This is a genomic window from Phenylobacterium sp. (assembly GCF_036264965.1).
Taxonomy (GTDB): Bacteria; Pseudomonadota; Alphaproteobacteria; order Caulobacterales; family Caulobacteraceae; genus Phenylobacterium.
This window is the reverse complement of record NZ_DATAPY010000001.1, coordinates 1-19114: the sequence shown is the minus strand read 5'-3', so window position 1 is coordinate 19114 and position 19114 is coordinate 1. Positions and strand designations below refer to the sequence as shown.

At 68.0% G+C, this 19114-nt stretch carries 21 protein-coding genes and 1 pseudogene; 6 read left to right on the top strand and 16 right to left on the bottom strand.

Annotated features, from left to right (window positions below):
* Window positions 1–315 (bottom strand): hypothetical protein (locus VHS75_RS00110; protein WP_414694229.1); only part of this gene is annotated, 315 nt, incomplete at its 3' end.
* A 120-nt stretch (window positions 316–435) separates the two neighbouring features.
* Between VHS75_RS00110 and VHS75_RS00105 the strand changes: the two genes are divergently transcribed.
* On the top strand, window positions 436–663 hold the full coding sequence (locus VHS75_RS00105; RefSeq protein WP_329636562.1) for a helix-turn-helix transcriptional regulator: 228 nt from the start codon (window positions 436–438) through the stop codon (window positions 661–663).
* A 213-nt stretch (window positions 664–876) separates the two neighbouring features.
* Here the strand turns inward: VHS75_RS00105 and VHS75_RS00100 are convergent, their stop codons facing one another.
* The 5 genes from VHS75_RS00100 to VHS75_RS00080 all read right to left on the bottom strand — a co-directional run bounded on the left by VHS75_RS00100 (window position 877) and on the right by VHS75_RS00080 (window position 5709).
* Window positions 877–1506 (bottom strand): hypothetical protein, encoded by a 630-nt coding sequence (locus VHS75_RS00100; protein WP_329636561.1) that lies wholly within the window; start codon window positions 1504–1506, stop codon window positions 877–879.
* A 74-nt stretch (window positions 1507–1580) separates the two neighbouring features.
* Entirely contained in the window at window positions 1581–2354 is a 774-nt protein-coding gene (locus VHS75_RS00095) for a MerR family transcriptional regulator (protein ID WP_329636560.1), read from the bottom strand.
* Between the two features lie 52 nt (window positions 2355–2406).
* Entirely contained in the window at window positions 2407–4008 is a 1602-nt protein-coding gene (locus VHS75_RS00090) for an ATP-binding protein (RefSeq protein WP_329636559.1), read from the bottom strand.
* Window positions 4009–4116: 108 nt separating this feature from the next.
* A complete protein-coding gene (gene rsmD / locus VHS75_RS00085; protein WP_329636558.1) occupies window positions 4117–4704 on the bottom strand; it encodes a 16S rRNA (guanine(966)-N(2))-methyltransferase RsmD in 588 nt (195 codons plus the stop codon).
* Between the two features lie 3 nt (window positions 4705–4707).
* Window positions 4708–5709, bottom strand: coding sequence for a pseudouridine synthase (locus tag VHS75_RS00080; protein ID WP_329636557.1), 1002 nt, complete (start codon window positions 5707–5709; stop codon window positions 4708–4710).
* A 123-nt stretch (window positions 5710–5832) separates the two neighbouring features.
* Here VHS75_RS00080 and tadA point away from each other — a divergent pair, with 123 nt between their 5' ends.
* The 4 genes from tadA (at window position 5833) to VHS75_RS00060 (ending at window position 8996) form a co-directional block, all read left to right on the top strand.
* On the top strand, window positions 5833–6282 hold the full coding sequence (gene tadA / locus VHS75_RS00075) for a tRNA adenosine(34) deaminase TadA (RefSeq protein ID WP_329636563.1): 450 nt from the start codon (window positions 5833–5835) through the stop codon (window positions 6280–6282).
* 79 nt (window positions 6283–6361) lie between these two features.
* The gene (locus tag VHS75_RS00070; RefSeq protein ID WP_329636556.1) at window positions 6362–7240 is read left to right on the top strand and encodes an SDR family NAD(P)-dependent oxidoreductase; all 879 of its coding nucleotides are present in this window, start codon (window positions 6362–6364) and stop codon (window positions 7238–7240) included.
* A 62-nt stretch (window positions 7241–7302) separates the two neighbouring features.
* Window positions 7303–8220, top strand: coding sequence for an ABC transporter ATP-binding protein (locus VHS75_RS00065; protein WP_329636555.1), 918 nt, complete (start codon window positions 7303–7305; stop codon window positions 8218–8220).
* Entirely contained in the window at window positions 8217–8996 is a 780-nt protein-coding gene (locus VHS75_RS00060; RefSeq protein ID WP_329636554.1) for an ABC transporter permease, read from the top strand. The genes VHS75_RS00065 and VHS75_RS00060 overlap by 4 nt, the downstream gene beginning before the upstream one ends.
* Window positions 8997–9000: 4 nt before the next feature.
* Here VHS75_RS00060 and VHS75_RS00055 read toward each other — a convergent pair whose 3' ends face one another.
* The 10 genes from VHS75_RS00055 to VHS75_RS00010 form a co-directional block, all read right to left on the bottom strand.
* Window positions 9001–9315, bottom strand: coding sequence for a hypothetical protein (locus VHS75_RS00055; protein ID WP_329636553.1), 315 nt, complete (start codon window positions 9313–9315; stop codon window positions 9001–9003).
* A 107-nt stretch (window positions 9316–9422) separates the two neighbouring features.
* Complete coding sequence (locus VHS75_RS00050) at window positions 9423–10130, bottom strand: lysozyme inhibitor LprI family protein (protein ID WP_329636552.1); 708 nt, start codon at window positions 10128–10130, stop codon at window positions 9423–9425.
* A gap of 90 nt (window positions 10131–10220) precedes the next feature.
* Complete coding sequence (locus VHS75_RS00045; protein WP_329636551.1) at window positions 10221–10805, bottom strand: GNAT family protein; 585 nt, start codon at window positions 10803–10805, stop codon at window positions 10221–10223.
* 160 nt (window positions 10806–10965) lie between these two features.
* Window positions 10966–11715: a TSUP family transporter gene (locus VHS75_RS00040; protein ID WP_329636550.1), complete on the bottom strand. Its 750-nt coding sequence runs from the start codon at window positions 11713–11715 to the stop codon at window positions 10966–10968.
* Window positions 11716–11835: 120 nt separating this feature from the next.
* Window positions 11836–12360 (bottom strand): GNAT family N-acetyltransferase, encoded by a 525-nt coding sequence (locus tag VHS75_RS00035; protein ID WP_329636549.1) that lies wholly within the window; start codon window positions 12358–12360, stop codon window positions 11836–11838.
* Window positions 12361–12431: 71 nt separating this feature from the next.
* The gene (locus VHS75_RS00030) at window positions 12432–13892 is read right to left on the bottom strand and encodes a tannase/feruloyl esterase family alpha/beta hydrolase (protein ID WP_329636548.1); all 1461 of its coding nucleotides are present in this window, start codon (window positions 13890–13892) and stop codon (window positions 12432–12434) included.
* A gap of 5 nt (window positions 13893–13897) precedes the next feature.
* Complete coding sequence (locus VHS75_RS00025; RefSeq protein WP_329636547.1) at window positions 13898–15412, bottom strand: tannase/feruloyl esterase family alpha/beta hydrolase; 1515 nt, start codon at window positions 15410–15412, stop codon at window positions 13898–13900.
* A 98-nt stretch (window positions 15413–15510) separates the two neighbouring features.
* Window positions 15511–16824, bottom strand: coding sequence for an acyl-CoA dehydrogenase family protein (locus VHS75_RS00020; RefSeq protein ID WP_414694230.1), 1314 nt, complete (start codon window positions 16822–16824; stop codon window positions 15511–15513).
* 260 nt (window positions 16825–17084) lie between these two features.
* Window positions 17085–17495, bottom strand: coding sequence for a hypothetical protein (locus tag VHS75_RS00015; RefSeq protein WP_329636545.1), 411 nt, complete (start codon window positions 17493–17495; stop codon window positions 17085–17087).
* 86 nt (window positions 17496–17581) lie between these two features.
* Entirely contained in the window at window positions 17582–18799 is a 1218-nt protein-coding gene (locus tag VHS75_RS00010) for a cyclopropane-fatty-acyl-phospholipid synthase family protein (protein ID WP_329636544.1), read from the bottom strand.
* A gap of 246 nt (window positions 18800–19045) precedes the next feature.
* On the opposite strand from VHS75_RS00010, the pseudogene VHS75_RS00005 reads away from it, so the two are divergent.
* Window positions 19046–19114 (top strand): annotated as a pseudogene (locus VHS75_RS00005) (co-chaperone GroES); the annotation flags it as partial.

Sequence of the window (19114 nt, the reverse complement as noted above, 5' to 3'; positions counted from 1 at the left end):
CTCGCGCTCCGCATGAATCCTCGCCAGACGCGCGTCGATTGCATGTAGAGCGCGGGCCTGTGGCAAGGCTTGCCGCTCGGCCTCGGTCAGCGATGACCACCGATGATGGTGGAAGAGATCGCCTTCCATGTCGTCCCGACGCCGCCAGAGGCGGTGCGTCTCCGCCTCATTGGCGAGCCAACGCGTGCAAAGGCGAGTTGCGTCGTCGGCGACGGCTGAGGTCATCGGAGCCGACGTCAGCGCGAACGCCGCGGGTACGCCGAGTATGGTGCGCCGGGAAAGGGGCTCCACCGGTGCGGATTGGAGGGCGAGCATGTAAGGTCTCCAAGAGCGGCGACTCGGCCGGCTGGATCAGTCAACGAGCACAAATGACCGATACGATCACAATGTGCGCATGTCAATACAAATGACGCGCCGCGAGGGGTTTGCGAAGCCGTGACGCCGCTCCAGCTCAAATTGGCGCGCACCGCTCTTGATCTGAGTATCCGCGACCTCGCCAAGCTGGCGGACGTCGCACCCTCCACCATCACTCGCTTCGAGTCGGGCAACGGTGGAACTCAGCGACGCACCCTGGAGCACATCCAGAAGAAGCTTGAAGACCAGGGCGTGATCTTCTTCGATGCCGACGCGAGCGGTGGGCCAGGCGTTCGGCTCAAGTCGTAGGGCTGCAACATCCTCGAAAGTTCTTCGGTTTCGTCAACGGACGAGACGGTGATCAGGTTGGCGTCGTGACAGGCGGAGAGTGCGAGAGGAGGGCCAGATGATGGAAGCCCTCCGCGCTCGCCTGGCTCATTTCATCGGCCTTTGGCGGGTTGGCCTTTGGGACGCGTGGCTCCTGCGCGCCTAGCGCTAGTGGAATGGCGAAGGCTACCCGCCTCAATTTTCTCGCCGTGCGTCCTTCGCGGCTTGCCGTCGAGCGTCCGCCTTCGCGGCGGCTCGGCTCGCGGCCTTGTGTCGCTCAGTCGCCGTCATCTCTGCGACGAGTTCTTGGGCATGAGCCGCAAGCACGTTGGCGCGGCCATCGAGATCGGCGGCCGGAACATAACCGCCAAAGCGCTGCCTTACCTGCTCCAAGAGGTGCATGCCCGCGACCGCGGTCTGAGCTACCAGCCAGAGATCGGCGTGGGAAAGGTGACGGTCTTCCTTGTCGAAGAAGTCGGTGCCCCATTGCCCTCCCTCGACATCTGACCTGACGAGACGCTCGGAGTGGACGATGTGGAAGTGCGTCGCCTGGTCGTTCAGTAAGTCCTTCACGTCCTTTAGATCGCTCGAATGCAGCGGGAATTCCTTCCTCACCCATTTGTAAGATCGCAGGTTGGTCGCCTGAGAGTCCGTGACGAGATTGGTGTCGGCGTCGACGTACTCAGCCGCCGGCTCAGCGAGTGCGAAGGCGGCGTTGGAGACGCCTTCCACAACCTGTCGGAGGTTCATGTAGGCCTGCACAAGCGCGGCGAACTCATCCAGCAGGTAGAGGACTGACTCCTGACCGTCGCGCGCTGCGCGCATGGCCTCCTGCAAGCTCTGGCTGACGATCAGCCGAAGCCACCGCGCATAGGCGCCCAGCCGCGGGGATGAGCGGACTATTTGAGTTCGCGCTCCGCGAAGCTCTTCATCGCCGCGGCCATATATTCCGCGAGGCCGGCCTGATGGCCGTCGTAGCGCTCGCGGAAGCGGGGATCGTCGACGTACATCTGACCCAGGCTCGTGAAGGCCGCGGCCGGCGCGTCGCGGTTCCAGCTCTTGACGATCCAGGCGTGCTGGCGACGCATGAGCGCTGTCACCGCCGCGGAGTCCGCCGGCAGGCCGTCCACGAGCGCCTTGGCCATGCCGGCCTCGATCGCCTCGCCCTCCACCTGCATGGCGTCGAAGTCGGCCTGCTTCCAGCCCGCCATCCCCGCCTTCGCGTGATCGATGTGGCCCTGCATCTGGGCCCCGTGCTTCTCGACCAGCTCCTTTTCGTAGCCGGCCTGTTTTTCGGGGTCGAAGCCCCGGTACATCGCCTTGTCCGCCATCTTCGCTTCTCCTTCGAGGGTCGCGAGGGTCTCGTCGATCGTGCGCATCAGCTGGCGATAGCGCCGGGTCTCGGCCTCCAGCTTCACCCGGTGCGCCTTCAGGGCCGCCACCTTGTCGAAGCCTTTGGCGTCCAGTGTCCGCCCGATCTCCTCCAGGGAGAAACCGAGCTCGCGGTGGAACAGGATCTGCTGCAGGCGCAACAGCTCCTCGCGGCCGTAGTAGCGGTAGCCGTTCGCGCCGACTGAGGCGGGCTTCAGAAGGCCCACCTCATCGTAGTGGTGCAGGGTGCGGACGGAGACGCCCGACAACCTCGCCACCTGCTTGACCGTATGACCACTCACAATCGATGTCCTCGTCGATGGCGGCGGTATCAGGCCTCACGGGGCGTGAGGGTCAAGCGGCCTCGAACTGGGTCTCCGCGGCGTTCGCGATCACCGGCGCGCCCAGGACGCTGCTCATGGCGTCCAACAGCCGTTCCGGCTTGATGGGCTTTTCCACCACGCCGTTCATGCCGCACTGTCGGTAGAAGGCCGCGTCGGCCGGATCGGCGTTGGCGGTCAGCGCCAGGATCGGGGTGAGGCTGCCCTCGGTGCGGCCTGAGCGGATTCGCTTCGTCGCCTCGACGCCGTCCATACCCGGCATCTTGATGTCCATGAGGACGAGGCCAAAACGCCCGCTGGCCGCCGCCTCGACTGCCGCGGCGCCGTCCTCGACGCACTCGCTGGTGCAGCCGAACATCTCCACCAGGGTCTGGGCGACCATGCGGTTGGTGGCGTTGTCGTCGACCACCAGCACGTGCAGGACGCCGCCGGCCGCCTCGACCGGGCTGACCGCCGGCGCGATGGCTTGCGGCTCCGGCAGCCAATGAAGCGGCGCCTTGAAGCGGAAAAGCGCCCCGCCGCCGGGATTGGCCGCCGCCTCGATCCGCCCGTCCATGCGCGCCATGATCTGGCGGCAGACGGCCAGGCCCAGGCCCGCGCCGCCCAGGCGCACCCCATCCTCGGTCTGGTGGAAGGGGTCGAAGATGCTCTCAAGCCGGTCGGCCGGCACGCCGGGTCCGGTGTCGGCGACCTCGCCGATCAGGGTCACATAGTCGCCGTCGCGCTGCGCGCTCAGGCGCACCTCAACCGCGCCGTCGGCGGCGAACTTCATAGCGTTGGAGACCAGGTTGTTGATCACCTGCTGGACGCGCACCCGGTCGGCCAGGACCCACAGGTCCGCCGGGCCGGAATAGGCGGCGGTCAGGGTCACGCCCTTCAACTCGGCCTGCGACGACCACAGCGACATGACGTCGTCGACGACGTTGGACGCCAGCATCGGCTCTTCATGCAGCTCGAGCCCCGAGGCTTCGGCGCGCGAGAGGTCGAGCGCATCGTTGAGCAGCCGCAACAGGGTCCCGCCGGACTGCACGATAGTGTCCACCAGCGGGCTCAGGTCGTCCTGGCGGGACTTGCGGCGGATGATCTCGGCGACGGCCAGGACGCCGTTCAGTGGCGTGCGGATCTCATGGCTCATCACCGCCAGGAAGCGGCCCTTGGCCGCCAGCGCGTCCTGCGCGTGCTCGGCCAGCCGGCTCATCTCGGCGGCGTGGGAGGCCGTGGCCGCGGCCGTCACCTGCAACAGCGACAGGGCCGTCCCGACCCCAGCGTAGCGGCCGGCGCAGGTGACGATGAAGCCCTGCAGAAGTTCCGAGGGACGCTCCTCCAACACCCGGCCGCAGAACTCCTCAACGGTCATATCGCCGTCGGCGATCAGCGGATCGGTCTTCATCCAGTGGGAGATCGGCCGGCGCGACCAAAGCTCGTAGCCATATTGCGCGGCCATCCGCACGAGGAAGGCGTTGCGCTCGACCAATCCGACCGGCCGCCCCGCATCATCGACCACGGCGATCACCAGCAGGTCAGGGTCGTCCTCGAACCGGCGATAGATGTCGCGTCCGGTGTCTTGCGGCATCGCGGGCGGTGAGAACGGCGCGATATCGAGCAGCAAGGTCATCGAGACTCCCCCAAGAGTACGGGCGAGGTCATCGCAGGCCTCTCTCTAACGAGGCGTTAGAACTGCAGCCCTAGGTAGTTAAGGTCGTGCGAAGTCTTCGTGACAGGGTTAGCGGAAGGTTTCCGAGCCCCGCAGGAAATGCACCCGCGCCGCGCCGTAATCGCGCGCATCGAGGGGCTCGAAGCCGGGAACGCTGAAGTCCGGCTCGCCGGCGCCGCGCTCGAAGACGATGATCGCCCCGGGCGCCAGCCAGCCGCCGGCGGCCAGCTTCATCAACGCCATCTCGCCTAGGCCCTTGGCGTAGGGCGGGTCGAGGAAGGCGAGGTCGAAGGCCGGGCCGTCGCCGCCGGGACGGACACCCAGGTCGGTGGCGTCGCGGCGATGGACGCGGGTGACGCCGAACAGGCCCCCATTTGGACTCAGGGCGTCGACGTTCTCGCGGATCGCGCCGCGGGCCGCCTCGTCGGTCTCCACGAACAGGCAGAAGGCCGCGCCGCGCGAGAGGGCTTCGAAGCCCAGCGCGCCGGAGCCGGCGAAGAGGTCGATCACGCGCGCGTCGCGCACGCCCTTGGACCAGGCCGCGTGCTCCAGGATGTTGAAGATCGCCTGGCGCGCGCGGTCCGACGTCGGGCGCGTCGCGTCGCCCTTGGGCGCGGCCAGGACCTTGCCGCGGAAATTGCCGGAAACGATACGCACCGATCAGCCGCGCTTGAGGCCGTCTTGCCCTGGCCCCTTGCGCGCGGCGCCGGAGCGGCGTTTCGGGCCGGCGGTTTTGGCGATCACCGGCTTCTTCTTCGGCTTGGCCCAGCCGGCCTTGTATTCCTTCTTGGCGGGCGGCTCACCCGTCGTGGCGGCGCGGGGACGGCGCTGCGGCTTGCCGGGACGTCCCGGTTTGCCGGGGCGGTCGATCTCCACGGCGCCCCGCCGCGGGCCGGCGGCTACGGTCGCGGGCTTCTTCCACAGCGGCCGGTCGCCCTTGGGCAGGTTCTGCGGGGCGATGTGCTCGGCCATCTGTTCGCGGATCACGCGGGGGCCGACCTCCTCGACCTCGCCAGGCATCAGGGTCCCCAGCGCGAAGGGGCCATAGGAGAGGCGGATCAGGCGGTTCACTTTCAGCCCCAGGGCTTCCAGCACGCGGCGCACATCGCGGTTCTTGCCCTCGGCCAGGACTACGGTGATCCACAGGTTCGCGCCCTGCGGGCCCTCCTTCGCCTTGTCCAGGGTCGCCTCGATCGACCCGTAGTGGACGCCCTCGACAGTGATGCCTTTCTTCAGGGTGTCGAGCTTCTCCTGGGTGACCCGGCCCCGCGCGCGGGCGCGGTAGCGGCGAACGATCTCTGTGGCCGGCATCTCCAACGCCCGCGCCAGGCCGCCGTCGTTGGTCAGCAGCAGCAGGCCTTCGGAATTGATGTCGAGACGACCGACCGAAATCAGCCGGGGCAGGCCGGGCGGCAAATGTTCGAATACCGTCGGGCGGCCCTTTGGGTCCGAGTGACTGGTCACCAGGTCGATGGGTTTGTGGTAGCGGAACAACCGCGCGGGCTCGGCTTCGGTGACCACGGCGCCGTCGACGGTCAGGATGTCGCCGGGCTCCACCTTCACGGCGGGCGTGGTCAGGACCTGGCCATTGAGGGCCACGCGGCCGGCCTCGATCAGCCGCTCGACCTCGCGGCGCGAGGCGACGCCGGCGCGGGCCAGCATCTTGGCGACGCGGTCGCCCGTGGCTTCCGTGACGGCTTCCTGAGGCGACCCATCGGGCGCGCGGGCTTGACCCGAAGGGCGGGCGCCGGTTCGGTGCGGATCGTGGACCATGACCATCGCACCATGCGCATCGCGCTCGACGCCGCGCAAGCCGCCGCCGAGGCCGGCGAGACCCCGGTGGGCGCGGTCGTCGTCGACCCGGCGTCCGGCGAGGTGATCGCGGTGGGCGCCAATCAGCCGATCGGCGCGCACGATCCCACCGCCCACGCCGAGATCGTCGCCATCCGCGCGGCGGCCGCCAAGCTCGGCAACTACCGCCTGACCGGCCTGACCCTGGTGGTGACGCTGGAGCCCTGCGCCATGTGCGCTGGCGCCATCAGCCACGCGCGGATCGGGCGGCTGGTGTTCGGCGCGCCGGACGAGAAGGGCGGAGCCGTGGTCAACGGCCCGAGGTTCTTCGAGCAACCCACCTGCCACTCACGCCCCGAGGTGACGGGCGGCGTTCTGGCCGAAGAGAGCTCGGCGCTGCTGAAGGGCTTCTTCCGCGCCCGGCGCACCGGCGGGCAGGCCTGACCACAGAGGGCTTGCCAAGCCCGCGCGCCCGGTCGGAAGATGCGCCCATAAAACCAAAACCTATTGGGAGACGACGGTCATGGCGGGTTTGCTCGAGGGCAAGGTGGCGATCATCACGGGGGCCGGCGGCGGCCTGGGCGAGGCCTACGCCAAGCTGTTCGCCAAGGAGGGCGCCTCGGTGGTGGTCAATGACCTGGGCGGCTCGCGCGACGGCACGGGAACCGGGACCAGCGCGGCCTCTGAAAAGGTCGTGGCGGAGATCAAGGCCGCCGGCGGCCAGGCCGTGGCCAACGGCGACGACGTCTCCACCGTCCAGGGCGGCGAGAACATCCTGCAGACCGCGCTCGACGCCTTCGACAAGGTCGACATCCTGGTCTGCAACGCCGGCATCCTGCGCGACAAGACCTTCGCCAACACCTCCGAGGAGGACTGGGACAAGGTCATCAAGGTGCACCTGAAGGGGACCTACTGCTGCGCCCTGCCGGCGTGGAAATATATGAAGGACCACGGCGGCGGATCGATGGTGCTGACCTCGTCCACCTCGGGCCTCTATGGCAATTTCGGCCAGACCAATTACGGGGCGGCCAAGGCCGGCATCTACGGAATGGTCCGGGTGATGTCGATCGAGGGGCGCAAGTACAACATCCGGGTCATGGGCCTGGCGCCGGGCGCCTACACCCGCATGACCTCGGACCTGCCGGGCCGGATCGGTAAGGAGCCTGACCCCATGAGCCTGCCGGAGAACGTCGCGCCGGGCGTGCTCTTTATGGTCTCGGACCTGGCCGCGGAGCATTCCGGCAAGATCCTCGGGGTCTCCAGCCGCGGCGTGCGCGAGATCAAGATGCTGCAGACCGGCGGCTTCCAACCCGGCCGGCCCTACACCGCCGAGGAGGTGGCCAAGCACGCGTCGGAGGTCTTCTTCCCCAACGCCGAAGAGCGGACCGCGCAGACGGCCTAGTCGCCGCTGCATCCAAGCACAGACGCCGCGGCGACTAGGGTTTGAAGCGGCGGGGGCGAGTCATGGCCAAAGACGGCGGACAGACCATCGGGGACGCGCTGGCGCGCCTCACCGGCGTCCAGAAGCGCTACGGCGACACCGTGGCCTTGAACGGCCTGGACCTGGAGGTCCGACCCGGCGAGCTGCTTGCCGTGCTTGGCCCGAACGGCGCCGGCAAGACCACGGCCATCGCCCTCATGCTGGGCCTGCAGATGCCCGACGCCGGCGAGGTGACCCTGTTCGGCCGCTCACCGCACGACTTGGCCGCGCGGCGCAACGTGGGCGTGATGATGCAGGAGGTGGCGCTGCCGGACGCGCTCACCGTGCGCGACCTGATCGGCCAGACCGCCGCCTACTATCCCGCGCCTCTGAACCTGGCCGAGACCATCGCGCTGGCCGGCATCGAGAAGATCGCCGCGCGGCCCTACATCAAGCTCTCCGGCGGCCAGAAGCGGCAGGCCCAGTTCGCGCTGGCCGTCTGCGGTCGCCCGCGCCTGCTGTTCCTCGACGAGCCCACCACCGGCCTCGACATCAACGCGCGCGAGACCATGTGGGCGGCGGTGCGCCGTCTGGTGGCGGGCGGCGCGTCCGTGGTGCTCACCACCCACTACATCGAGGAAGCCGAGGCCCTGGCCGATCGTGTCGTGGTCCTGGCCAAGGGCCGTGAGGTGGCCCAGGGCACCGTCCGCGACATGCGCGCGCTCGTGTCGCGCAAGCGGATCGACTGCGCCACGTCGACGGGCCTCGCCGAGGTGCAGGCCTGGCCGGAGGTCAGCGTCGCCAGCCTGGCTGAGAACGGCCAGCTCTCCATCACCACCGCCGACGCCGAAGTGGTGGTGCGCAAGCTGCTGGCCGCCGACCCGGGCCTGAAGGACCTGGAGGTGCGCCGCGCCGGCCTCTCCGAAGCCTTCGCCGAACTGACCCAGGAGCCCGCGCAATGACCGCCGCTGCTGTCGACCTCGGCCCGAAGATGACCGTCGCGCGGATCATCGGCGCCTATCTCAGTGACGCCAAATACGAGTCCCTGCGGCTCTTGCGGACGCCGGCCTTCGCCATGCCGATCCTGGCCATGCCGATCCTGTTCTACACCTTCTTCGGCGTGGTCCTGAACGGCGGCGGCCACCGCCCACCGGGCTTCGCCGACATGATGTTCGTGGGCTGGACGGTCTACGGCGTCATGGGCCCTGGCCTGTTCGGCTTCGGCATATTGGTGGCGGTCGAGCGGAATATGGGCCTGCTCACCTACAAGCGCGCCCTGCCCATGCCGGCCGGCTCCTACCTCGCCGCCAAGCTGATGATGGCCTACGTCTTCGCCATCGTGGTCATGGCCATGCTGGTGACCGCCGGCCTGACCATCGGCCACGTGACGCTTCCGCCGCTCAAGCTCCTGACCGTGGCGGCGGTGATGTCGCTGGGCGTCATCCCCGCCTGCGCCATCGGCCTCTTCATCGGCGCCTGGGCCCCGGCCTCCAGCGCCAGCGCCATCGCCAACATCGTCTATCTGGGCATGGCCTTCCTCTCAGGCTTGTTCTTCCCCTTGAGCGGTGTCCTGCACGACATCCGCTTCATCTGGCCCACCTATCACCTCAAGCAACTCGCCATGGCTTCAGCTGGCATGCCGAGCGAAGGTTCGCTGGTCAGCCACGCCGGCGTGCTGGCCGCGATGAGCGGAGTGCTGATCCTGGCGGCGTCGCGCAAGCTGGCGCGGCGGGGGTAGGCCCTTAGCGCCCTGACGGGCCTTTGGCGTCGCTGGGCGCGCCGGGCGCGGGCTTCGGGAAGTTCTTGGCCAGGTAGGCGGTGATGGCGACCTGCTCTTCCGCGGTCATCTCGGCGCCGGCGCCTTGCATCTTGGTGACCTCGCTGTCCCATTCATCGGGCGTGAGGCGCGCGAAGGCGAACTGCGTCGCGTCGTGGCAGGCCGTGCAGACGCGCACGACGACGTCCTTGCCGGGGCCGGCGGGAAGCGGGTCGTCGGGGGCCTGCGCCAGGACGGGGCCCACGACGGCCAGACAGAGCGCCGCCGCAGTCGCGGCCATGGGGATCCGGAGATTCATGCCGCAGGGACTTAGCCCAGGTGGCGGCGCACCGGAACCTGTGGCGGCGGCTGTCAGACGCGACCGCTCGGTCGGACGGGACTGCAGCTTCAGTGCTTGGTCGGATCGGGTAAGAGCGGCGGCGTGCTGTCCATGAAGCGGAGCCAAGTCGACCAGACGTGTTCAGTCCGCGCTTCCGTCACTTCCAGCCAGCAGCTCTGATACATCGCTCCGCGGATGGTGCCTTCGCTCCACCAATCGTAGACAGCGTTGCATTCCGCCTTGCGGTAGGCTTCCCAGGCGGTCTGGGAGACGTCGAGATCGGCAAGCGCAGTCTTCGGCGCTTGCGGGGTAGGGGCCTGCTTGGCTTCATCCGTCAGACGATTGCGAGCCGCAGCAAGGTAGCGAGCCAGTTCACGGTCGGCGCGGTGGGAATATTCCAACGCACAGCTGTCGATCTCGACCGTCGTCGATCCGCCGCACCGCGGCGGCTCGTCTGAGATGGCCGACAACAACTTGATCTGCCGCCGATAGGCGACGGCCATGCAGCTCCTGTCGGCGCAGTCGTCCCTCTGCCGGAGCCACGCCAGTTGCTTCTGCTTCACGTCCAGCGGGTGGTTCGAGCGATCCAGCGCGCCGAGATAGGCGCCTTGAAGCTGCGAGTCGAGTGAGTTGAGGTCCGGGTCGTCGCAAACCAGATGCTCGATGCGGCTTGCGGCCTTTGAACAATCAAAACTGGCGGCTTGGGCGGAGCCGACCCAGAGCAGCGGCATCGCCGCAAAGCCTGCGGCAATGGCTAGACGTATGGCGCCATCCACGGGCCGATCCTCCGGATTCCTCAACCGAACATGGATGATCGCCGCCGCACGCCGCAGCCACAAGGTGGCGATTGCGGCGGGACGCCTGCCCTAGCCGAATTTTGCTAACCGCGCGTCCAACCCGTCGCGCACCGCCGGCCATTCGTTGGCGAGGATCGAGAAGATCACCGTGTCGCGGATGCGGCCGGTCCAGGTCACCCGGTCCTGCCGCAGGATGCCGTCTTGCGCGGCGCCCAGCCTCAGCACCGCGGCGCGGCTGCGCGCATTGATCGCGTCGACGCGGAGAACCAGCCGCCGGGCGCCCGACGCGAATGCGTGGGCCAGCATCAGGCGTTTGGCCGCAGGATTGACGGCGCCGCCCCGCAGGTCCGGCCGGTAGTAGGTCCCGCCGACCTCGACCACATCGTTGGCTGCGTCGATGCCGGAGTAGCAGGTGATGCCGCCGCAACGGCCATCGGCCACGACGGCGAAGGCGATGGTCCGGCCGGCCTCTACGTCGCCCATCATCTTCGTCCACTGTGGGTCGAAGTGCTCGCCCGCCATGGAGTAAGGATAGAGCTCGGTCCAGGTGGCCGGGTCAGCGTTGCAGGCCACCCGCAGGTCCTCGCGATGCGCGTCCGCCATCGGCTCCAGCCGGACGTGGCGATCTTCGAGCAGTTTCGGGTCCAGCTGCATTTTTCGTCACCCAAAGCCAAAAAAAGTTCCTGGGGCGCCTTGTAACGCCGGTTCGCGCGCATACTTCAGCTCTTGCCCATTCCTGGGCGTTTCCTCCCTAAACTTCAAAAGCCGGGCCCCTCAAAAGGCCCGGCTCTTTTTTGCCCAAGGCGGCGTGAAGTCAGCCGAGGTAGAGCCGCGCGGCCTGCACCAGATAGACCGCGCCGATCACCGTCAGGATCAGCCGCAGATAGCGCTTGAAGTCCACGTCGCTCAACCGGTTCAGGAGGATGCCGCCGGCCGCGGTGCCCAGCATCGACAGCGGGATGGCGAGCGCGAACACCCACCACGGCGGGATGCCCTTGCCGCCGGCGGCGATCAGCGGCGCGCCATAGACCGCCACCTTCATCATGTGGCTGAACACCTGGGTCGCGGCCTTGGTGGCGACGATCTGGTGGCGGGTCAGTGTGGTGCGCACGAAGAAGACGTCGAGCAGGGGCCCCGCGACGCCTGCCGTCAGGTTCATGCCGGTGACCGACAGGCCGCAGATATAGGCCTGGCTCGGGCGCGAGGCGTCGACCTTCACCCAGCCCTGCGGCAGCCAGACCAGGCCGGGGACCAGGCCCATCAGCAGATAGAGCGTCGCCCGCGTCGGCTCATAGACCACCAGGCCGATCAGGCCTCCGGCGGTGAAGGCGCCCAGGGCGTAGATCGCCGCGATCTTCCAGCTGACGAACTTCCGGTGGAGGATCGCGCGCCAGCCGTTAGCGACGAGCTGCAGGAGGCCGTGGACGACGAAGGTGGCCGAGACCGGCAGCACCAGGGCCAGGGCGCCCTTGAGCATCAGGCCGCCGGCCATGCCGAAGACGCCGGAGATCGCCGCCGTCACAAACGACATGGCGACGATGAACGCGCCCGCGAGAATGGTCATGGAGAGGTTCCTTCGGAGTTGCGACCCGCCTCGCGAAGGGGACACAGGCCCCTTCGTCCGCGGATCTGCGGCGCGACGTGCGCCAGAAGGGGCCGGCCGTCCGGCTGGGGCTCAAGACCGTCATCGGTCGAGCGCTTTGTAGAAGAAGGTAGCGTCGCAGAGCGCGCCGTCGGGATAGAGGGCGTAGTCCGGGATCACGCCCGCGCGGGACCAGCCGCGTTTTTCATAGAGGAAGTCGGCCGGGCTTCCGGTCACGGTGTCGAGAACCATCAGCCAGCGGCCCAATTGGCGCGTGGCGTCTTCGGTCGCGGCCATCAGGGCTTCGGCGGCGCCCCTGCGGCGCCCGCGCCGGTGGACCAGCAACTTCGAGATGTCCACGCGATGCGGCTGGTTAGGCGTCGCCACCGGAATGACCTGCACCACGCCAAAGACGCCCGCGTCGTCCTCCGCCACCAGGATCGACCGACCGTCATCCGCGGCCGTCTCTTCGCGCCAGAAGGCTTCGGCCTCCTGCAGGGTCATGTCGGCCATGAAGCTGACCGAGGCTCCGCCCTGCACGCAGTCGAGCAAGACCGCGGCGAGCGCGGGCGCCGTGCCCAGCGCCTCCTCAGGGGATAGGCTGCGTATGCGGAAGTCTTGCGTCATCTGAACGGCGTTCGCTTACCCCCGCGAACGCCGCTTCGCCAGTCCTAAAGCCACGCTTGCGGCCTTGGGCCTCAGCCCTTCTTCTTCGCCGCCGAACAGGCCCAGGCGTCGCCCGACTTCTTCGCAACGCCCGGATAGGGGCAAAGCAGCTGGGTCGCCCCGCTGGCGCTGGAGGCGGTCACCTCATGCGGGGCGGTCTTTTCCTCCACCCAGCGGTCGAGGATCGTGAGCCAGTCGACGGTCCCCGGGCCCGCGCCGCCCTGACAGTGCAGCATGCCGGGGATCATGTAGAGCCGGTAGAAGCCTGTGGTGTCGCCCATCTTGGCGTTCACCGCGTCGTGGTACTTGACGCTGCCCAGCGGCGGGATCGCGGGGTCGTTCCAGCCATGGTACTGGATCAGCTTGCCGCCGTGGCTCTTGAAGGGCGTCAGGTCGGCGTTGGTGGCGTCGAGCACCGCGGCGGTCTTCTGCCGGTCGCGATCGTACTTCGGACCCAGATCCATCTTCAGGAAGTCGAACGACGGATCGTCGTAGACGAAGTACTTCAGGAATTGCGAGGAGATCGCGTGGCCTGAGGACTCCTCATACGTCGCCTTGGAGGTCCCGGTGTTCCAGGCCTGCCAACCGCCGCGCATGGCCTCGGCGCCCGGCATGTAGCCGGGGAAGGTCGACTTCCCGCCGACCATCCGCCCGCCATAGATCGCCTTGGCCGAGGCGATCTGCGGGGCGGTCAGACAACCCTCTGTCTGGCCGGCCTTGCACTTCAGGACCGCCGGATCGAAGCGGCAGGCCATTTGATCGCGGATGAAGGCCCCGTCGTCCGCACACTGTTTCAGCGCCGCGTCCTGCAGGAGCTGCAACTGGGGCGTGGCGAGATAGGCGCCGGGCTTGGCGAGCGTCTGCTGCATGTAGGCGCGGCCGCCGGTGGACAGGGTGTTGTAGTTGGCCGTGGCGCCGGCGACGATGCCGTCGAAGTCATCGGGGAAGCGCTGGGCCTCCATCAGCGCCTCGCGCCCGCCGGCCGAGCAGCCGACGAAATAGCTGCGCTTGGGCGCCTCGCCCTTCTGAGCCTTGACCAGCAGCTTGCCGGCCTCGGTGGTCTCCTTCAGTGAGCGCGTGCCGAAGTCCTTGATCTTTTCCGGGTGGCCCAGCGCCCAGATGGCCGTGCGGCCATTGCCGCCGTGGCCGTCGTCGGTGCCGGCCGAGGCGTAGCCCTCGTCGGCGCGGCCCTTGATCTGGGCGGCGGGGATCGAGCCCGCCAGGCCGCCGTTGCCCACCTGGACGAACTTGCCGTTCCAGGCCGAGCCCTGCGGGATCATCACCTCGATCTTGATCTCGCTGTCGGCGGTCGGCCGGCTGGTGACGTGCAGATCGCAGGCTTGGCCGCCCTTGATCGCCACAGACTTGGCGGCCGTGATTTCGGCGTGCGGCAGGGTGGCGCGAGCCATGTCAGCGCAGGCGGTTTCCGCATGCGCGGCGAGGGGTGCGGCCAGCGCCAGGGCGGCGCCGGAGGCGAGGAGCAGGGTCCGCATCTGAATCAACCCTTCTTAGCCGGGACGGTGCAGGCGTAGGCGTCGCCCTTCTTGGCCGCCACGCCCGGGAAGGGGCAGAGCAGCTGGCTGGGCGGCCCGCCCGGCGATTGGCCCGGCCCGCCCACGGCGGTGATGTCGCCCGGCGCCTTGCCCGTGGTGACCCAGCCGTCCAGTTCGGCCAGCCAGTCGACCCCGCTCGGGCCCATGCCGCCGGCGCAGTGCAGCATGCCGGGGACCAGGTACATCCGGTAGAAGCCGGAGGTGTCGCCCATCGTCTTGCGGACGTCCTCGTAGTAGCGGATCGAGGAGCGCGGCGGGATCGCGGGGTCGTTCCAGCCGTGGTACTGGATCAGCTTGCCGCCGCGGGCCTTGAAGGCCGCCAGGTTCGGGTTCGGCGCGTCGACCTCCGCCGCCATCGTCTTCTGAGCCGCCGCGTACTGCGCGCCCATGTCCATCTTCAGGAAGTCGAAATTGGGGTCCTGGAAGGCGAAATATTTGAAGGCGTCCGACGAGAAGGCGAAGCCCATGGCGTGGGGCCGCGCCTCGTCGGTGGGACCGGTCAGCCAGGCGTTCCAGCCGCCGTTCAGCGACTCCGCGCCGGGGCTGAAGCCCGGGAAGGCCACATTGCCCTTGGCGTCCGTGCGGCCGGTGTACATGGCCTTGGCCGAGACCACCTGGGCCGGCGTCAGGCACCCCCCTTCTTCAGCAAGCTTGGGGCTCTGGCCGGGCTTGCAGCCGAGCTTGCCCGGATCGAAGTGGCAGGCCGCCGGATCGCGGATGAACGGTTCGCCGGGTGAGCACTGGGCGATCGAGGCCTTTTGCAACAAGTCGCGTTGCGGGGCGCCGAGATAGCCGCCGGGCTTGGTCATGGCCTGCTGCTGCACGGCCGAGATGCCGAACAGCTGGCTCATGTAGGCGGCCGGGGCGCCGGCGACGATGCCGTCGAAGTCGCCCGGGAACCGCTGCGCCGACATCAGCGCCTCGCGCCCGCCGTCGGAGCAGCCGTTGAAGTAGGATTTCGCAGGCTTGCCGCCTTTCTGGGCGAGGATCAGCGCCTTGGAGATGTCGGTGGTCTCCTTGACCGCCCGCCAGCCGAAGTCGGTGATCTTCTCGGGATGGCCCAGCGCCCAGTCGGCGGCGGTGATCACCTTCGACTGGTGGCCGTCGTCGGTGCCGGAGACTGCATAACCGGCGCGCACGACGCGCCCGAACTGCTGCACGGGAATCTGGCCGGCGAACCCGCCGTTGCCGAGCTGGACGAACTTGCCGTTCCAGGCCGCGCCTTCGGGAATCCACAGCTCCAGGCGGATGTCGGAGTCCGCGGTGGGCTTGCTGGTGACGGAGACCTTGCAGACCTGCTTGTCGCCGACGGCTTCAGAGACCGCCTTGGTCACCGTCGCGTGGGGCAGGGCGGTCTTCACGAGGTCCGCGCAGGCGGTCTCGGCATGGGCGGCCACCGGCGCCGCCAGCCCCGCCAACGTCAGCGCGAACACCGACAATCCCAAGGTCGCGGGTTTCATCTTAAGCAGCCCTCCCAAGCCTACTGTTTGGAGCGAGTGTAGGCATGACTGACTGCGGGCGCCTACCTCCCGCGCAGCGGCGGGAGGAGGTTTCCAAGCTAGTTCCGGAACACGGCCGCGGTCGACGCGTCCTGGGGCATCTCGCGATATTGGCGCAGCTCGTTGCGGCCGACCACCATGTGGTGGACCTCGTCAGGGCCGTCGGCGATGCGCAGGGTCCGCGTCGAGGTGTACATTCGGGCGAGCGGGGTCTTCTGGCTGACGCCGAGCGCCCCGTGCATCTGGATCGCCTGGTCGATGATCTGGCAGACCTTTTCCGGCACCATGGCCTTGACCATGTGGATCCAGACGCGGGCTTCCTGGTTGCCCAGGACGTCCATGGCCTTGGCGGCCTTCAGCACCATCAGGCGCATGGCCTCGATCTCGATCCGCGCGCGGCTGATGATCTCGATATTGCCGCCCAGCTGGATGATCGGCTTGCCGAAGGCTTCGCGGGTCAGGCCGCGGGTGACCATCAGGTCCAGCGCCTTCTCGGCCGAGCCGATGGCGCGCATGCAGTGGTGGATGCGGCCCGGGCCCAGGCGCAGCTGGCTGATCTCGAAGCCGCGGCCCTCGCCCAGCAGCATGTTCTCCTTCGGCACGCGGACGTTGTCGAAGATGATGTGCATGTGGCCGTGCGGCGCGTCGGGATCGCCGAAGACGTTCATCGGGCCCACGATGTTCACGCCGGGCGCGTCAGTGGGCACCAGGATCTGCGACTGGCGCAGGTGCGGCGGGCCGTCGGGGCTGGTCTGGACCATGGTGATCATGATCTTGCAGCGTGGGTCGCCGGCCCCGGAGATGTAGTGCTTCTCGCCGTTGATCACATATTCGTCGCCGACCAGGGTGGCGCGGGTGTTGATGTTCTTGGCGTCCGACGAGGCGGAATTGACCTCGGTCATGGCGAAGGCCGAGCGGATCTCGCCGCGCAGCAGGGGCTCCAGCCACTGCTTCTTCTGGGCCGGGGTGCCGACGCGCTCCAGGACTTCCATGTTGCCGGTGTCGGGCGCCGCGCAGTTCATGCACTCGCTGGCCATGCGGTTCTTGCCCAGCTCGACGGCGATGTAGGCGTAGTCGAGGTTCGACAGGCCCTCGCCGGTCTCGGCGTTGGGCAGGAAGAAGTTCCAGAGGCCTTCCTTCTTGGCCTGGTCCTTGGCCTTTTCGAGCACTTCAAGCTGGCCCGGCGCGTAGGACCAGATGTTGGGATTGCCCTCGCCGAGGCGATGGAATTCCTCGCTCATCGGCTCGACGACTTCCTTGATGAACCGCTTCACGTGGTTCAGCAGCGGCAGGGCCTTTTCGCTCATCCGCAGGTCGTTGAGTTCGTCCTGCGGGTTCAGCGCGAAGCTGGATTGCGGCCGGTCGGCGGTCATGGTCATGGCTGTCGCTCCCAGGGGCGTTTTCAGGGCGTTTTCTTAGCCGCGATCTTTGGCGCCATCGGACGGTTCAAACAAGTGTTTAAATCGCGGTCGCGTGTTTCATCCCTCCTCTTTAGGGGAGGGTGGACGAGGCGGAGCCTCGGACGGGTGGGGGTGCGTGGGCCAAGTTGAGAGCTTCGCGCCTGAGCGCGACTTCCCCACCCTGGCCGCTGCGCGGCCTGTCCCTCCCCTAAAGAGGAGGGATGAGCTCGGCCCTACTTCACCGGCAGCTTGTCGACGCCCACACAGACCGTGGAAACCAGGGCCTCGTTCTCGTGGCCGTCGGCCTTCTTCGGCGTGTCGGAGCGCCAGGCGTCGGTGATGGCCAGCGGCTTGGAGGGGCTGTAGCTGCCGACCGCGATCAGGTTCTTCTTAGCGCAGTCGACGGCCACCACGCTGCCGACGCCGTCGGGCTTGCCGGGGGCGGACGGGCCGAGGGCGCCCTTGGAGATCGCCTGCATGATCACCACGCGGCCGGTCGCCTTGTCCTTGTAGGTGTAGTCGCTGTCGATGGACCAGGCGACGCCGTTGTCCCCGTCGACGTATTTGGCCCAATGTTCGGCCGAAGCGGCGCCGGCGGCGGAAGCAGCGGCGATAAGGGCGGCAAGCGCGATGGCGCGTCGCATAGGGCGTTCTCTCCAGATTAAGGTCGTGTTCTTCGGGCACGACCCTAGCGGCGCCGCAGAGCAGCCTCCAGTGGAAATCGTTTGTCCTAGGCCACTTGCCGCACCGGGACCGCCACGGCGGGGTCGTTGCGCGCCATGTAGTCACGGGTGATCGGGGCGGCGTCGATCTGCTTGGCCAGCTGCAGCTGGAAGACCATGTGGCCGCGGTAGCGGAAGGCCAGCTCGCTGATCGACAGGTAGAACTCCCACATCCGGCAGAAGCGCTCGTCGTACATGGCCGCGATTTCGGCGCGCTGGGCGGCGAAGCGTTCGCGCCAGCAGCGCAGGGTCTCGGCGTAGTGCAGCCGCAGGATCTCGATATCGGCGACGATCAGTCCGGCGCGCTCGACGTGAGGGATCACCTCGGACAGCGCCGGGATATAGCCGCCCGGGAAGATGTACTTCTCCACCCAGGGCTGGCTCAGCGCCGGGCCTTCGGCGCGGCCGATGGAATGGATCACCGCCACGCCGTCGTCCTTCAGCAACCGCGCCACCTGGTCGAAATAGGTCTGGTAGTTCGGCCGCCCGACGTGCTCGAACATGCCGACCGAGACGATGCGGTCGTAGGGGCCTTCGACGTCGCGGTAGTCGGTGAGCGAGAACCGCGCCCGCTCCGCCAGGCCGGCGCTTTCCGAGCGCCAGCGGGCGGTGGCGAGCTGCTCGGTCGAGAGCGTGATCCCGTCCACCTGCACGTCGGCGGCCCGCGCCAGGCTGAGGTCCAGGCCGCCCCAGCCGCAGCCGATGTCCAGCACCTTCTGCCCGCGTTCCAGCAAGAGCTTGGCGGCCAGGTGCTGCTTCTTGGCGGCCTGGGCTTCCTCCAGGCTCATGTCCGGCCGGGCGAAATAGGCGCAGCTGTACTGCAGGTCGGGGTCCAGGAAGCGGCGGTAGAAGTCCACCGACAGGTCGTAGTGATGGGCCACGTTGCGCCGCGCCGCCAGCCGGGCATTGGCCTGCAGCCGCCGGTCCAGCCACCAACGGGCCAGCGGCCCGGTGCGCTTCAGCGGCCGGAGCCCTGCGTTGCGCCCGATCAGGTCGACGAGGTCGTGGATCGAGCCCTGCTGCAGGGTGAGGCCGCCGGCCATGTAGGCCTCGCCCAACGCCATCGACGGATAGATCGCCAGCCAGGCGGCCCAGCGGGCGTCGGCGATGGTCAGGGCGACCGGCGTCCCGGTCCCGTCGCCCAGCGTCAGAACCTCGCCCGAGGACAGGCGCACGCTGAGGTCGCCCTCCCGGATGACCCGTTGCAGGAAAGCCCGTAGCGCCATGTCATCTACCTTGGCCGCAATGTCCCGCACACGGAACGAAGGCGCCGCCCCGGGGTTCCCGCTGGGATCGCGGGATGGCGAAGGCCGCATGGATTGCGTACGCGACGCGCCTTGACTCCGCGCGGCGGCTTTCTTACCTGCAGCCCGTCGTTAGCACTCAGAGCCCACGACTGCTAACACGTGGGCCGCCTGGGTCGCTTGCGCTGTCATTAAACCAACCGTCGTTTCGAACGGAGAAAGAGCATCATGGCGTTTCGTCCCCTGGGAGATCGCGTCCTCATCAAGCGCGTCGAGGAAGAAGAAAAGACCAAGGGC